This is a genomic window from Ornithinimicrobium avium (genome assembly GCF_003351765.1).
Taxonomy (GTDB): Bacteria; Actinomycetota; Actinomycetes; order Actinomycetales; family Dermatophilaceae; genus Ornithinicoccus; species Ornithinicoccus avius.
In genome coordinates, this window is sequence record NZ_CP031229.1 from 2,750,762 (window position 1) to 2,766,049 (window position 15,288).

The 15,288-nt window shown below is 73.1% G+C and carries 11 protein-coding genes; 3 read left to right on the forward strand and 8 right to left on the reverse strand.

Annotation, left to right across the window (positions count from 1 at the left end):
- Nucleotides 1-19: 19 nt before the first annotated feature.
- Entirely contained in the window at nucleotides 20-1,399 is a 1,380-nt protein-coding gene (locus tag DV701_RS12525) for a phage tail sheath family protein (protein ID WP_114928698.1), read from the reverse strand.
- A gap of 230 nt (nucleotides 1,400-1,629) precedes the next feature.
- Between DV701_RS12525 and DV701_RS19250 the strand changes: the two genes are divergently transcribed.
- Nucleotides 1,630-5,223: a cell wall-binding repeat-containing protein gene (locus DV701_RS19250; protein ID WP_114928700.1), complete on the forward strand. Its 3,594-nt coding sequence runs from the start codon at nucleotides 1,630-1,632 to the stop codon at nucleotides 5,221-5,223.
- Between the two features lie 100 nt (nucleotides 5,224-5,323).
- Here the strand turns inward: DV701_RS19250 and DV701_RS12535 are convergent, their stop codons facing one another.
- The 4 genes from DV701_RS12535 to DV701_RS12545 are packed head-to-tail and all read right to left on the reverse strand — an operon-like array spanning nucleotide 5,324 to nucleotide 8,194.
- A complete protein-coding gene (locus tag DV701_RS12535; RefSeq protein WP_114928702.1) occupies nucleotides 5,324-6,100 on the reverse strand; it encodes a DUF4097 family beta strand repeat-containing protein in 777 nt (258 codons plus the stop codon).
- Nucleotides 6,097-6,804: a response regulator transcription factor gene (locus tag DV701_RS12540; protein WP_228255015.1), complete on the reverse strand. Its 708-nt coding sequence runs from the start codon at nucleotides 6,802-6,804 to the stop codon at nucleotides 6,097-6,099. The genes DV701_RS12535 and DV701_RS12540 overlap by 4 nt, the downstream gene beginning before the upstream one ends.
- Nucleotides 6,801-7,076 carry an ATP-binding protein gene (locus tag DV701_RS19385; protein ID WP_407669371.1) on the reverse strand — a complete coding sequence of 92 codons (276 nt, stop codon included), beginning with the start codon at nucleotides 7,074-7,076 and terminating at the stop codon, nucleotides 6,801-6,803. The genes DV701_RS12540 and DV701_RS19385 overlap by 4 nt, the downstream gene beginning before the upstream one ends.
- Nucleotides 6,977-8,194 carry a sensor histidine kinase gene (locus tag DV701_RS12545; RefSeq protein ID WP_114928704.1) on the reverse strand — a complete coding sequence of 406 codons (1,218 nt, stop codon included), beginning with the start codon at nucleotides 8,192-8,194 and terminating at the stop codon, nucleotides 6,977-6,979. The genes DV701_RS19385 and DV701_RS12545 overlap by 100 nt, the downstream gene beginning before the upstream one ends.
- 405 nt (nucleotides 8,195-8,599) lie before the next feature.
- On the opposite strand from DV701_RS12545, the gene DV701_RS12550 reads away from it, so the two are divergent.
- A complete protein-coding gene (locus DV701_RS12550) occupies nucleotides 8,600-10,462 on the forward strand; it encodes a cell wall-binding repeat-containing protein (protein WP_114928706.1) in 1,863 nt (620 codons plus the stop codon).
- Nucleotides 10,463-10,479: 17 nt separating this feature from the next.
- Nucleotides 10,480-12,024 (forward strand): ATP-dependent DNA ligase, encoded by a 1,545-nt coding sequence (locus DV701_RS12555; RefSeq protein ID WP_114928708.1) that lies wholly within the window; start codon nucleotides 10,480-10,482, stop codon nucleotides 12,022-12,024.
- 74 nt (nucleotides 12,025-12,098) lie between these two features.
- Here DV701_RS12555 and DV701_RS12560 read toward each other — a convergent pair whose 3' ends face one another.
- Genes DV701_RS12560 through dctP form a run of 3 tightly spaced genes read right to left on the reverse strand, consistent with a single transcriptional unit; the run spans nucleotide 12,099 to nucleotide 15,204 of the window.
- Complete coding sequence (locus tag DV701_RS12560) at nucleotides 12,099-13,454, reverse strand: TRAP transporter large permease (RefSeq protein WP_114928710.1); 1,356 nt, start codon at nucleotides 13,452-13,454, stop codon at nucleotides 12,099-12,101.
- Nucleotides 13,451-14,110 carry a TRAP transporter small permease subunit gene (locus DV701_RS12565; protein WP_114928712.1) on the reverse strand — a complete coding sequence of 220 codons (660 nt, stop codon included), beginning with the start codon at nucleotides 14,108-14,110 and terminating at the stop codon, nucleotides 13,451-13,453. Before DV701_RS12565 ends, DV701_RS12560 begins: the two co-directional genes overlap by 4 nt.
- Complete coding sequence (gene dctP, locus DV701_RS12570; protein WP_114928714.1) at nucleotides 14,110-15,204, reverse strand: TRAP transporter substrate-binding protein DctP; 1,095 nt, start codon at nucleotides 15,202-15,204, stop codon at nucleotides 14,110-14,112. Before dctP ends, DV701_RS12565 begins: the two co-directional genes overlap by 1 nt.
- Nucleotides 15,205-15,288 lie beyond the last annotated feature (84 nt).

Here is a 15,288-nt window from a genome sequence, read left to right on the forward strand (position 1 = left end):
CTCCCGCGACCAGAGGCGCCTAGCGGCGCCCCCCGGAGAGCACGTAGGGCACGCCGCTGTCGCGCGAGAGCCGCTCGAGCAGCCGGCCGACCGACCTGCCGACCTCCCCGGTGCCCAGGACCGCGTCGGCCTCCTGCAGGAGGAGGACCGTGCTGCCGCTGGCGGCGGCCGCGAACTCCTGCTCCAGCCGCCGCTCGGTGTCGGCGCTCCCCCCGCCGAGGAGCGGCCGCAGGTCGACCCGCCGCACGACCGTGAGGTGCTCCTGCGCCAGCCTGGTGGCCGCCGCGACGGCGGCGGTCGCCGGTAGCACCGCCGGCCCGCTGGCCGCCGAGGTGTCCAGGTCGAGCCGGTAGGTCTCGAACTCGGCCGGACGCAGGACGGCCATCCCGAGCAGCAGCACGATCCGGCCGGCGGCCGCGTCGGCGCGCGTCGTGGTCGTGCCGTCGCAGCGCGCGAAGTAGGCATCCTGCGGCCGGGTGCCGGCCAGGGCGCCGCGCTGCCACAGGCCGTGCAGGAAGTCCTCGGCCCGACGTCGCACCAGGTCGCCGAGACCGGCGTCGGGACGGCGGTCGGCGACGAACCGCATACCCTCCTCGAGCGAGGTGAGCACGTGGTCGGTGAGCCGGCGCACCGGGAGGTAGCGCTCGGCGGGCACCGCGCTCTCCCGGGCCGCCAGGGTGCGCACGCCCCACACCCGCGGACCCGCGCCGGGGAAGGTGCGCAGGGTGTTGATCCCGTCCTGGGACAGGGTCCCGGTCGTCGCCTCGTCCAGCACCGCCGCTGCGCCGGTCACGCCGAGCAGCTCGGCGTCGGCACCGCTGGGTGCGCCCCAGACCCCCCGCCCCGCGTCCCGCGAGAGCTGCCCCGCCACCGCACCGGACGGGGGGACGGCCACCGGCCCGCGGTCCCCGTCCATCACCAGCCAGGGCAGGTATGCCGCCGCGCGCGACCGCTCCCCGCCCACCTGGGCGGTGAGCAGGCGGGCGGTCGTGGGGGAGGAGTCCGCGGGCAGGTCGAGCAGGAGCACGGACCGCTCCTGCTCGCACCGGCCCAGGGCGCGGGCCACGGCGAGCGGGTGCGCGGCGGTCACGCCGACGAGGACGAGGACGGCGAACGGCCCGGGCAGCGCGTGGAGGCCGCCGACGCCGCCGACCGGGACGACCTGCCCGGGCGTGGGCCCTGCGGCACGCACCACCACCGCGTCGGTGCCACCGTTGGCGAAGAACAGGCGCACGGCCCGGTCGAGGTCGGTCGGGTCGGCGCCGTCCGGGCAGAACGTCGCCCGGTAGTCCGCCAGGTCCGCCACGCGGACCGGGGTGTCCACCGGACCGTGGCCGGCGTGGCCGACGAAGGCCGTGGTGGAGGGGGCGGGCTGGACGGGTGCGGGATCGGGTGCCATACCCCATTGAAGCCCCTCACCCCTTCGGGTGGGAAGGGGGGCGTCGGGCCTCCATCGTTACCCGATCGTGACCTTGGGGGGCCCGCAGGGGGTCCGTTTTTTCCTAGGGTGACGAGGGTGTGCGCCACGCCGGCGTGCACGGACGGCATGTCAAGGGAGATAGTCGCGTGAAATCAGCAGACAGGGGCGGTCACGCCCGTCGCGCTCTCGCGGGTGTCGCCACACTGGCCATGACCGGGGCGTTCCTCGCCCCGATCGCCGCCAGCGCTGACGACATCAGCAAGTTCGCGGACGGCGCCACGGCGCCAGAGCTCAAGATCCAGGACAACGTGGTGACGGGGGTGCAGACGGCCCCCAACAGCTTCTTCGTGCAGTTCGCGAGCGAGCCGACCAGCAACGGCGGCTCGCTGTCGGCCATCAGGGCCGAGCGCTCGCAGTTCCAGGCCGACGTCGCCGACGCCGGGGTGGACGTGGAGGTCCGCCAGGAGTTCGGCACGCTGTGGAACGGCGTGTCCGTGGACGTCGAGGAGGACGAGCTGCTCGAGCTGGCCTCCTCCGGCGTGGTCGAGGCGATCTTCCCGATGGAGATCATCGAGGCGCCCACCGACGTGCAGACCCAGACCATCGACCCGGAGCTGTTCTCCGCGATCACGATGACCGGCGCCGACGTCGTCCAGAGCGAGCTCGGCTACGACGGCACCGGCATCAAGGTCGGCATCATCGACACCGGCATCGACATCGACCACCCCGACCTGGGGGGCAACGGCACGCCGGGCAGCACGGCCTTCCCCTCCGAGCGCGTGGCCTACGGCTACGACCTGGTCGGCGACACCTACAACTCAGACCCCTCGGACCCCGCCTACCAGCCCAACCCGATGCCCGACCCCAACCCCGACGACTGCCAGGGACACGGCACCCACGTCGCCGGGATCGTCGGCGCGGACGGCGAGGTGACCGGTGTGGCACCGGGCGTCACCTTCGGCGCCTACCGCGTCTTCGGCTGCGAGGGCTCCACCGAGGGCGACGTCATGCTGCACGCCATGGAGCTGGCGCTGCGCGACGGCATGGACGTGGTCAACATGTCGATCGGCTCGGCCTTCAGCAACTGGGCGCAGTACCCGACCGCCCAGGCCTCCGACGCCCTCGCCCGCGAGGGTGTCGTCGTCGCCGCCTCGATCGGCAACTCCGGCGATGACGGCGTCTACTCCGCCGGCGCCCCCGGCGTCGGCCGCGACACCATCGGCGTCGGCTCGGTCGACAACATCGAGTTCATGGCCAGCTTCTTCTCCGACGAGAACGGCGACCCCGTCCCCTACGTCCCGGCCACCGGCTCGCCGGCCCCTCCGACCGAGGGCACCGCGCCCGTCGTGGCCGTCGCCGAGCCGGGCACTCCCGAGGCGCTCGCCTGCGGCACGGACCCCTTCACCGACGCCCAGAAGGCCGTGATCGACGGCAACTGGGTGCTCATCCAGCGCGGCACCTGCTCCTTCTACGAGAAGGCCCGCAACGGCCAGCTCGCCGGTGCCGCCGGCGTCATCATCTACAACAACGTGCCCGGGCTGATCAACCCGACCGTCGAGGGTGACCCGCCGGTCACCGTCCCGGTCATCATGATCACCGCGGCCGACGGTGAGGCCCTCGTCGCCGACGCCCTCGCCGAGGGCAGCACCACGATCACCTGGTCCGCCGAGCAGACCTCGACCCCGAGCCCGACCGGCGGCCTGATGAGCTCGTTCAGCTCCTTCGGCACCGCGGCGGACCTCATGTACAAGCCGGACGTCGCGGCGCCGGGCGGTCAGATCTACTCGACCTACCCCCTGGAGAAGGGCGCCCACGCCACGCTGTCGGGCACCTCGATGGCCTCCCCGCACGTCGCGGGGGCCGCGGCCCTCATGCTCGAGGCCGACCCGGGCCTGAGCGTGCCGGAGGTGAAGACGAAGATGCAGAACTCCGCGGAGCAGCTGCCCCTCAACATCGCTCCCGCCGCAGGCCTGGAGGTCGTGCACCTGCAGGGTGCCGGCATGATCCACGTCGACAAGGCGATCCTGGCCGACGTGGAGCTCGAGCCGTCCTTCCTGCAGCTCGGTCAGACCTCTGATGCGGTCACCACGACGCTGACGCTGACCAACACCACGGACCTGACCGAGGTCTACACGATGTCCTTCGAGCCCGCGCTCGGCACCGCCGGCACGGCCAGCGACTGGGACTACTACTACGCCGACGCCGACGTGAGCTTCTCGGCGGACCAGGTGAGCGTCCCCGCGGGCGGCAGCGCCACCGTCGACGTCACCGTCGTGGGTCCCTACGACGCGGAGGAGGACATCGGCTTCCTCTACGGCGGCTACGTGCTGGCCACCGGGACCGACAGCAGCGTCTACTCCGTGCCCGTCGGCGGTGCCTCCTTCGACCTCCAGCAGGTCGAGGTGCTCACCGGCGCCGTGCAGGGCGAGACCGGCCCCGTCGAGCTGCCCGTCCTGGGCAAGCTGGCGTCCTGCACCATGTTCCTCGGCGTCGACTGCGTCGACCCCGAGGGCGACTGGAACCTCGCCGGAGCGGGCACGACGTACACCATGGACGAGGGCGACGTGCCCACCGTCCTGATGCACCTCGAGCAGCAGTCCCGCGCGATGGACTGGGAGGTCTTCAAGGCCCGCGCGGACGGTGGCAAGGGCGCTTCGCTCGGCCTGGTCAGCGAGGTGGACTACCTGGAGCGGACCCCCGGTCTGACCGTCAGGACGTGGGACGGCAAGGTCGTCGACGACAACGGGGCCCGCGTGCGGGTGCCGGACGGTGACTACGTCATCGAGATCACCATCACCCGGGCCCAGGCCTGGAACGACGACCGCGACGCCGTGACCGAGACCTGGACCAGCCCCGCCTTCGGCATCGCCTGGGCCGGCACCGGTCTGGTCGACAGCCCCACGGTGGACCGCGCCATGGGCCCGGACCGTTACGCCACCGCCGCCGAGCTCGCCGTCGAGAACTTCGACGCGGGCGTGGAGACGGTCTACATCGGCAGCGGACAGGCCTTCCCGGACGCGCTGTCCGGCAGCGCCCTGGCCGGCACGGAGGGCTCCCCGGTCCTGCTGACCCGCAGCGGTTCGCTGCCGGCGGCCACCCGGATGGCCCTGCAGACGCTGGCCCCGGAACGGATCGTCGTCCTCGGCGGTCCGACCGCCATCAGCGCGGGCGTCGAGGCCAGGCTGGCGGACTACGCCGGCACGGTCGAGCGCCTCGCCGGTAGCGACCGCTACGCCACCTCGGCCGCGGTCTCCGGCGAGTACCCGGTGGGTGTCAGCGTGGCCTTCCTGGCCAGCGGCCGGGCCTTCCCCGACGCCCTGTCCGCCTCCGCGGCGGCAGGCGTCGAGGACTCCCCGGTGCTGCTCACGCGTCCGGGTTCGATCCCGGCCGTGGTGGCCGCCGAGCTCGCCCGTCTCGACCCGGACCGCATCGTGGTCCTGGGCGGGAGGACCGCGGTGAGCGATGCGGTGCTGCGGCAGGCTCGCGCCTACGCCACCGACGTGGTCCGGATCGGCGGTGACGACCGGTACGAGACCTCCGCCAACGTGGCTGCCGAGTTCTTCACCACCCCCGTCGCCCACGCCGTGATGGCGTCGGGCTCCGGCTTCGCCGACGCCCTGGCGGCCGCCCCGGTGGCCGCGCAGAACACCAGCCCGGTGCTGCTGACGCGTCCGACGAGGATCCCGGCGGCGACCCTGGCGACGATGATCGACCTGCGGGTGCAGGCGCTGACCATCGCCGGCGGGTACAGCGCGGTGTCCCTGGCCGTCCAGGAGGAGCTGGAGTCGGTCGTCTACCCGTGAGGTCCCCGACCTCGCGGTGACGCCCACCGGTGAGAGACACGAGGAGCCCTGCACCGTCACCGGTGCAGGGCTCCTCGCCGTCTGCGCGCCCCGCCCCTCCTCAGTCCCCGGTGACGAGGACCGAGCCGAGGTCGCTCTCCACGCTGACGTGGTGCTCGGAGGTCGGTGAGGTCTCCACGCGCACGTCGGCCGGGTCCAGGCCCTGGGCCTTGAGGTCGTAGGCCACGCCGCCGGGCAGGGTCAGCGCGACGTCGCCGACGCTGGTCCGCAGGGTGACCCGGTCGGCCGGGGCGCCCAGGGTCGCGCTGACGTCCCCGACCGAGGTGCTCACCTCCAGGACCGCGGGCGACCCGGTGACCGCGATGTCGCCCACCGAGCTGTGCACGGCCAGGTCGCCGGTCAGGCCGTCGGCGTCGACGTCGCCGACGGAGGTGCGTACGACCACCGTGACGTGCGAGGGCACCGCCACGTCCCAGTCTGCGTAGCACTGTCCCACGGCGAACTCCGGGCAGTCCATCGTCACCGTCGTGATCCCGCCGGTGCTCTCCACCCGCGCAGCCGGCTCGCGGAAGGACCAGTGCTTGTCCGCGCTGATCCCCGTCCGTCCTCCCTCCGGCACTCCGCGCAGGTCCACGTCGCCCACGTCACCCACGATCCTCAGCTCCTGGGTGCCTGCGGGCAGGTCGAAGGACTGGACCTCGGCGTCGCGCACCATCTCCGGGACGGTGCTGACGGCGAGGCCGATCCCGAGCAGACCGACGAGGGCGGCACCGCCGATTCGCAGGCCTCGGTGCCGGGGGTCGTAGCGGGGGGCGCTCGTGGGACCCGGCGGCGGTGCCACCCGGTCCTGGGGCACGGTGGTGGTCGCCGGGGTCATCCCTCGGCCCCGTGCTCGAGCCACTGCAGGACGGCGAGCACCCGACGGTGGTCGTCGCCGGTGGGGGCGAGGTCGAGCTTGGTGAAGATCGAGGAGACGTTCTTCTCCACGGCGCCCTCGCCGATGAACAGCTCGCGGGAGATCGCGCTGTTGGTGCGGCCCTGGGCCATCAGGCGCATCACGTCCTGCTCGCGCGGCGTGAGCCGGGACAGCGGGTCGGTGTGCCGGGCGCGGGACATGAGCTGGGAGACGACCTCCGGGTCCAGCGCGGTGCCCCCGGCCGCGACCGTGCGGATGGCCTCGATGAACTCGCTGGTGTCGGCGACCCGGTCCTTGAGCAGGTAGCCGACGCCGCGGGGCCGACCGGCCAGCAGCTCGGTGGCGTAGGTCTCCTCGACGTACTGGCTGAGCACGACGACCGCCACGTCGGGCAGCTCCTGCCGGACGACGAGCGCGGCCTGGAGCCCCTCGGAGGTGAAGGTCGGCGGCATCCGCACGTCGACGACGACGATGTCCGGGCGGTGCTCGCGGACCGACACCAGGAAGGTCTGCGCGTCCGGGCAGGCGTCGACGACCTCGAGCCCGGCGGCCTGGAGCAGGCGGACGAGACCGTCGCGCAGCAGCACGGAGTCCTCGGCGAGGATGACGCGCAGGCGGTCGGCGGACCCCTCGGCGGCCCGGTCGGTGCTGGGGATGGTGGTCATCGTGTCCTCCGGGGTCGCATGGGCAGGCTGATGGTGACGGTGGTGCCCTGGCCGGCGGGCGAGCGGACGTGCAGGTCGCCGTCCACCGACGTCACCCGCTGGCGCAGGCCGACCAGGCCGGAACCGTGGCCGACCGTGGCGCCCCCCCGCCCGTCGTCGGTGACGGCGACGGTCAGCCGGTCGCCCTCGGGGCGGGGACGACGTCGAGCCGGACGCCGACGTGCCGGGCCCCGGAGTGCTTGGCCGCGTTGGTCAGGCTCTCGGAGACGCAGAAGTAGGCGATGGCCTCCACGGTCGGGTCCGGCCGGCGGGCCAGGTGCGCCTCCACGGTGACGGGTATGGGGCTGCGCGCCGCGAGCGCGGACACGGCCGCGTCCAGCCCCCGGTCGGTGAGGATGGGCGGCACGATCCCGCGCGCCACCTGCCGCATCTCCACGATCGCCTCCTTGCTCGAGGCGTGGGCCTCATCGATCAGGACGCGGGCACCCTCCGGGTCGCTGTCCATCGTGGAACGGGCCAGACCCAGGTTCATCGCGATGGCCACGAGCCGCTGCTGCGGCCCGTCGTGCAGGTCGCGCTCGATCCGGCGGCGCTCGGACTCGACCGAGTCGATGGTCTCCTCGCGCGAGGTGGTCAGGGTGGCGACCCGGCGGCTCATCTCCCGCAGCTGGCGCTGCGGGTCGTCGCCCAGCAGCCAGCGCGCCAGGGCGATGTCGACGCTGGTCATCCCGCGACCCACCCACGGGACCACGAGGAGGGTGAGGAGGCCGACGACGGAGCCGAGCGCATACCCGGTCGGTCCGGAGACGACGACGAGACCGAGCACGCGGCTGCCCTCGTCCGGTGCCCCCAGCCCGACGAGCGGGAGCGCCAGCAGGGTGAGGCCCTGGACGAGGAGGAAGAGCACGACGGAGCCGGCGAGCAGCCCCCACAGGCCGTGCAGGGCCGCCCACCCGAAGGAGCGCAGCCGCGGCTCGTCCAGGCCGAGCGCGCGGCGCCAGGTGGGCGCCCGGCTGGGCAGCGGCGGGCCGACCTCGACGCCTGCGAAGACCAGGAGCATGCCGTGCTGCAGCCGGCTCAGGAGCCAGCCGCCCCACAACGCGGGGACGAGCAGGAGGATCCCGGTGCCGACGGCAGGCAGGGAGAAGAGACCGGCGACGCCCAGGACGACGACGACGACGGCGAGGAGGGCGGTGAACAGCCCCAGGACCAGGCCGGTCGCCGCCCACCAGCCCTCCCGCCAGCGGCGCAGCGCGACCTGGACCGGTCGGGCGGGGCCGGGGGCGGGCGCGGGCCAGGGCGAGCCGGCCCCCGCAGGGCCGGCCCCGGGGAGCGGCGGGGGCGAGGTGAGGTCGCCGGGTCCCCCGAGGGGCGCGCTGCGCACGGTCATGCCCCCAACCGTAGTGACGTGCCGGTGCCGGCCGCGAGGGTGCGCTCCACCGGACGGCAGGGGGGACAACCCCCTGCCGGACGTGGAAGGGCGCGCCGGGCCCGTGACAGCCGGCGCGCCCTTCGGCGCGGGCACGTCCTCCCCTCCGAGGTTGCCGGCGGGTGCAGGGGGTCCGCCGGCGACGACGTGCGCGCTCCCGACGAGTCGGGGCCGGAGGGTCCTGGGGTGAGTGATCCCCGCGGCCGGTCGGTGACGTCGTCGGTCAGGAACGACGTTAGCCCGGGTTCGGTCAAGACGGGGTATGCGTTCGGTCAGGACTTGGTCAAGATTGTTGCGGGGTCCGTGTCGGCCGACGTGTGATCTGAGTCACTGGCGCTCCCGTGGGGCAGGGGGTAGCGTCTGCCCATGGGTATCGGTGGGGCAGGCGGGAAGAGCGGGACGCATCTGACGCGGGCGGGGGTGTGGGGCGCGCTCCTGGCGCTCGTGGCCACCAGCTTCCTCGGCCCCGCCGGCGCGGCCGAGGAGCAGCCGGACACGGTGGTGAGCGCCACCCACGGTGCGACCACCGACGGCACCGCCGACGCGACGGACATCGTCCCTTCGGGCCGCACGGGCGCGCCGATCATCAGGCTGGCGGGTGCCGACCGCTACGCCTCGGCCGTCGCGATCTCCCGCGACCGCTACGCCGACCCGGCGCAGGCCTCGGTCGTCTACCTCGCCGACGGGGCCGAGTTCAGCGACGCGCTCACCGCGGGCACCCTTTCCGACGGACCGGTCCTGCTCGTGCGCTCGCACTGCCGCGCCGTGCCGACCACCGTCCTCCACGAGATCGACCGCATCGACCCTCAGCGGGTCGTCGCGCTGGGCGGCCCTGCGGCCGTCTGCGACGCGACGCTGGCGACCGCGTCCGGCGGGCGCTCCACCGACCGGATCGGCGGGGCCAACCGCTACGAGACCGCGGCGCTGATCGCCCAGCGGCAGTTCCCCTCCGGCTCGGCCCGGGTCTACCTCACCCGCGGCGAGGTCTCGCCGGACGCCCTCGGCGGCGGCATGCTCAGCGACGGGCCGATCCTGCTGACCTCCCGCGACGGCGCCTCCGTGCCGGCCGCGACCGCGGCGGCCGTGCAGGCGATGGGCGCCACCCGGGTGGTCGCGCTCGGCGGCCCGGCCGCCGTGAGCGACGCCGTGCTGGCCGAGGCGGCCGACGGCCGGACGACGGGTCGTCTCGCGGGCCGGGACCGCTACCGGACCGCGATCGCGATCGCGAAGCACGCCTACCCCAGCCGCACCTCGCGGGTGTACCTGGCCCGCGGTGACGGCCAGAACTTCGCCGACGCCGTGGCCTCCGGCATGATCGCCGACGGCCCCGTGCTGCTGACGCCCGGTCCGTGCGAGCCGGTGCGCGCGGCGACCGCCGCCTTCCTCAAGGAGCGCCACCCCACCCGGGTCGTCGCGCTCGGCGGCGAGGACGCCCTGTGCACCTCCTCGATGCGGGGAGCCTCCCTGGACGCGCGCCCGACGGTGGACTGCGACGTGACCAGGTGCGTCGCGCTGACCTTCGACGACGGCCCCGGCCGCTACACCGGCACCCTGCTCGACACGCTGGCGGACTACCGCGTGCCGGCGACGTTCTTCCAGGTCGGTCAGATGGTCGACGCCTACGGGGCCTACTCACGCCGCGCCTACCTCGAGGGCCACGAGGTGGCCAACCACACCTGGGACCACACCCAGCTGACGCTCCTGACCAGGGCCCAGCAGCAGTGGGAGGTCGACGTCACCGACAACGAGCTCAACCAGCACGGGGTGCCTGACACGACGCTGCTCCGCCCGCCGTACGGGTCCTTCAACTCCCTCACCCGCCAGCTCGGCTTCCCGCTGGTCATCTGGGACGTGGACCCCCGGGACTGGGACAACTCCCCGTCCGCCGCCACGGTCCGCAGCAGGGTGATGTCGGCCGTGCGTCCCGGCTCGATCGTCCTCCAGCACGACATCCACCCCAACTCGGTCGACGCCGTCCCCCTCATCATCAGCGACCTGACGGCGCAGGGCTACACCCTGGTCACCGTCTCCGAGCTGGTGCCCGGTCTGCGCCCCGGCGACGTGGTCTACCGGCACGGCGACGTGCGCAGCGCCGGGACCGCCAGCAGCCCGGGCGACACCATCACGCTGCCCGACGGCACGGTGCTCGGACCGTTCCTCGACGAGGCCGGGGTGCCCGGCGTGGCGCCGTCGGTCCCGCTGCTGGAGCTGCTGGAGCAGCAGCGCTGAGCGAGCACCGAGGAGGTATGCCGCTCGCCCGGGTCATCGAGACCTCCGCCCGGGTGGCGGCCACCCGCTCGCGGACCGCCAAGGTCGAGCTGCTGGCCGCGACGCTGGGCGAGGCAGCCCGGGTCGCGGAGCAGCCCGCGCGGCACGCGGCCGTCGTCGCCGACTACCTCGCCGGGACGCTGCCGCAGCGCACGGTCGGCGTGGGCTGGCGGGGACTGCGCGACCTGCCCGCGCCGGCGGACCGGCCCTGCCTGGAGGTGCTCGACGTCGACGACGCCCTGTCCGCGCTCGGACGGCTCTCCGGGAGCGGCTCGCTGGCGGTCCGGGGCCGGATGGTGGGCGAGCTCTTCGGGGCAGCCACGGCTCAGGAGCAGCGCTGGCTGGTCGGTCTGCTCACCGGCGAGCTGCGCCAGGGCGCCTCAGAGGGCGTCCTGCTGCCGGCGATCGCCCGTGCCGCCGGGGTGCCCGAGACCCTCGTGCGCCGGGCGGTGATGCTGGCCGGCTTCCCCGGGCCGGTCGCCGCGGCCGCGCTGCTCGAGGGCGCGGACGCCCTGGACCGGCTCGGGCTGGAGGTCGGGCGGCCGCTGCGCCCGATGCTCGCCGGGTCCGAGCCGGACGTCGCTGCCGCGGTCGCCGCGGTCGGGGGCGGGGCCGAGGTCGCGGTCGACGCCAAGCTCGACGGCATCCGGCTCCAGGCGCACCTGGACCGGGCGGCCGACCCGCCGGTGCGGCTCTTCACCCGCAGCCTGGAGGAGATCACCGACCGGCTGCCCGAGGTCGTCGACGCCGTCCTTGCGCTCCCGGCCCGGGCCGCGGTCCTCGACGGCGAGGTGATCGCGCTGCGGCCGGACCGGCGGCCCGAGCCCTTCCAGGTCACCGGCGCCCGGACCGCCAGCTCGGCCGACCCGCAGACGCTGGCGCGGACCACCCCGGTGGCGACCTACCTCTTCGACCTGCTGCACCTGGACGGCCAGGACCTGCTGGACCGGCCCGCCGAGGAGCGCTGGGCGGCGCTGGACCGGCTCGCCCCCGACCTGACCGTCGAGCGGCTGCGGAGCGCCGACCCCGCGGCGGCCCAGGCCTTCTTCGAGGACGTCCTCGCTGCCGGGCACGAGGGCGTGGTCGTCAAGGATCCGCGCGCCCCCTACGCGGCCGGCCGGCGCGGCGCCGGCTGGGTCAAGGTCAAGCCCCGCCGCACGGCAGACCTCGTCGTGCTCGCCGTCGAGTGGGGCAGCGGCCGCCGGCAGGGGTGGCTGTCCAACATCCACCTCGGCGCGCGCGACCCCGGCTCCGGCGAGCTGGTCATGGTCGGCAAGACGTTCAAGGGGATGACCGACGCGGTCCTGGCCTGGCAGACCGAGCGCTTCCTCGCCCTGGAGACGCGGCGCGAGCAGCACGTCGTCCACGTCCGGCCCGAGCAGGTCGTGGAGATCGCCTACGACGGGGTGCAGACCTCGCGGCGCTACCCCGGGGGTATGGCGCTGCGGTTCGCCCGGGTGCTGCGCTACCGGGACGACAAGGCACCGGGGGAGGCGGACACGCTGGCGGACCTGCGCTCCTGAGGTCCTGGACCGTCGCGGCCCCGCAGACCGGTGGTCTGCGGGGCCTCCTCACGGCGTGCTGCGGGCAGGCCGCGCTAGTAGAGCCAGTTCGGCACGAACAGCACGATCTGGGGGAAGACCGAGAACAGCACCAGGGCCAGGGTCATCACCCCGATGTAGGGCATCGAGCCGAGGAGGATCTCCTTGAGCGGGATGTGCGGGGCGATGCCCTTGAGCACGTAGAGGTTGAGGCCCACCGGTGGTGTGATCAGCCCCATCTCCATGTTGATCGTCATGACCACGCCGAACCAGATCGGGTCGAAACCGAGCGCCAGGATCATCGGCAGCAGGATCGGGGTCGTCATCACGATGATCGAGACGGGAGGCAGGAAGCAACCCATCACCAGCAGCACGATGTTGATCAGCAGCAGGACCACCCAGCGGTTCAGCTCCGCGTCGCTGACCAGCGCGGCCAGGTCCTGCGGCACCCGCAGGTAGCTCAGGACCGTGGCGATGACGGCCGAGAACGCGGTGATCATCAGGATCATCGTGCTCTGGTTGGTGGACTCCTTGAGCACCTCCATCAGCGCACGGCCGCTGAGGCCGCGGTAGATGAGAGCGACCAGGATCCACACCAGCAGCACGCCGATCGCGGCCGCCTCGCTCGGGGTGGCGATGCCCCGGTAGAGCACGACGAGCACCACGGCGATGAGCGCGGCGAACGGCAGCACCTTGGTCAGGCTGGTGAACCGCTCCGCCCAGGTGTAGCGCCGCTGCGCCCGCGGACCGGAGAGCGTCGCCGCGCCGCCGGTGCCGTCCCGCGCTGCGCGCCGGTCCGACGCCCGGTTCTCCATGGTCTGGGCGATGAAGATCCACACGCAGAACATCAGCGCGAGGATGATGCCGGGCACGATTCCGCCGGCGAAGAGCTGGCCGATCGACTGCTCCGCGGCGATGCCGTAGAGGATGAGCGTGACGCTGGGCGGGATGAGGATCCCCAGCGTGCCGCCCGCGGCGATCGCGCCGGTGGCGATGCGTGCCGAGTAGCCCCGCTTCTCCATCTCCGGCACCGCGACCCGCCCGATCGCCGCGGCGGTGGCGGCGCTGGACCCGGTGAGCGCGGCGAAGAGCGTGGAGGCGGCCACCGAGCTCATCGCCAGACCGCCGCGGATCCGCGACAGCCAGGCCTCGCCGGCCTCGAACAGCTGCCGGCTGGCGTGCGACCCGCCGAACATGTTGCCCATCAGCACGAACAACGGGATGGCCAGCAGGCCGAAGTCGTTGAGCGAGTCGAAGGTCATCTTGCCGAACAGCGAGAACTGGTCCGGGCCGAGGAAGAAGACGATCGAGGCCAGGGCGGTGATGGCCAGGGCGAACGCGATCGGCATACCCGTCATGAACAGGACCAGGGCGATCAGGCCGATGATGCCTCCCTGGGTGAGCGAGCTCACCGGGGCTCACCTCCGTCGTCCCGCGCCGTGTCCTGGGGGTGCAGCTCCTCGGTCAGCTCGATCTCCGACCTCACCTGACCGAGCTCGCTGGTCGAGGTCATCAGCGACACCTTGTCCAGCGGGACCTTTCCGGCCAGCCCCATGATCCCCTCCACGATCATCGCGACGTACTGCAGCGCGACGAGCAGCATGCCCAGCGGCAGGATCGCGAAGGCGATCCACAGCGGGAAGCGGAACGCCGTGGAGGAGTGGTAGTTGAAGAGGTAGGCCTCGTGCCAGTCCAGGTAGGAGGTCCACATCACCACGAGCACGACCGCCAGGCACATCAGCGCCGTGATGATGCGGACCACGAGCTGCGGACGCCTGGGGACCATGTCGATGAGCAGGTCGACCCCGACGTGGGCGTGGTGCCGCAGCCCGTAGGCGGCGCCGACGAAGGTCACCAGCATGAGCAGGTAGATCGTCGACTCGGTCTGCCAGACGGTCGGCTGCCGCAGGAAGTAGCGGACGAAGACCCCGTGGCTGGTGATGAGCGTGGCGAGGACGAGCGCGATCGCCGCCAGCCATCCCGAGGCCTCCGAGAGCACGCCGACCCAGCGGACGATCGCCGGTGGTCGGTAGGGCGGCGCGGTGCCGTGGTGGGTGGCCGCGGACATCAGCCCTCGCGGACCTTCTTGGCCAGGTCCAGCAGCTCCTGACCGCCGTCGACGGACTCCGCGAAGGAGTCCCACTGCTCCTGCGCCAGCGGCAGCCAGGCGTCGAAGTCCTCGTCGCTCATCGTGACGACCTCGACCCCGGCGTCCTGGAAGATCTTCTCGACGCGGCTGTCGTCCTCGCGCGAGGCGGTGTAGGCGTAGTCCTGCAGGTCCTCGCCGACCTTCAGCACCGCGTCCTGCTGCTCGGTGCACAGCTTGCCGAAGGAGGAGGTCGTCATCACCAGCGGCTCGTACATGAACCAGAAGGTGTGGGTCGTCGGGGAGGTGTAGGACTTGACCTGCTCCTGCAGGTTGTAGGACGCGAACGAGCCGGTCGAGGTGACGGCCGCGTCGAGCACGCCGGTCTGCATCGCGGTGTAGATCTCCGAGCTCGGCAGCGAGGTGATGCCGGCGCCGGCAGCCTCGAGCATGTGCTCGACGTAGGTGCCGGCCGCGCGCATGGTCTCCCCGCCGGAGATGTCGTCGGGCCGCAGGATCGGGTCACCCTTGACGCCGATGGCGCCGGCGTTCCACACGTTGGTCAGCGCGACCAGGCCGTTCTTCTCCATGTTGTCCCGGACGGCGGCACCGATCTCGCCCTCGTCCCAGGCCTTGGCCTCGTCGTGGTCGCGGACGAGGGCGGGCATGAGCGTGATGCTCCACTCCGGGACCTTGCCCGAGGCGTAGTCCAGCGGGAAGACGGAGGCGTCGATCGAGCCGCTCATCATGGCGTCGTACTGCTCGGTCGCCTTGGCCAGGGTGCTGTTGGGGTAGACCGTGACGCTGACCTGGCCGTCGGTGGCGGTGCTGACCTCGTCCGCGAACTTCTTGGCGATGAGCGCGCGGAAGTCGCCGCCCTCGTCGCCGGTCGGCTCGGGCCACTGGTGGGAGAGGCGCAGCTCGACGTCGGAGCACTCGGCCGCGGCCGCGACCGTCGTGTCGCCGTCGTCCTCACCCCCGGCCTTGGTGCCGGAGCCGGGTGCCGCGCAGGCGGTCAGACCGACCGAGGTGGTCAGTGCCACGACGGTCAGGAGTCGGGATCGGATGGACTTCATGACGGTTCTCCTGTGGGGGTGGTGTCCTCGGCGGGTCCGGGGACGGGGGTGGTGCGCAGGGGTATGCGGTGTGCAGCGACCCCG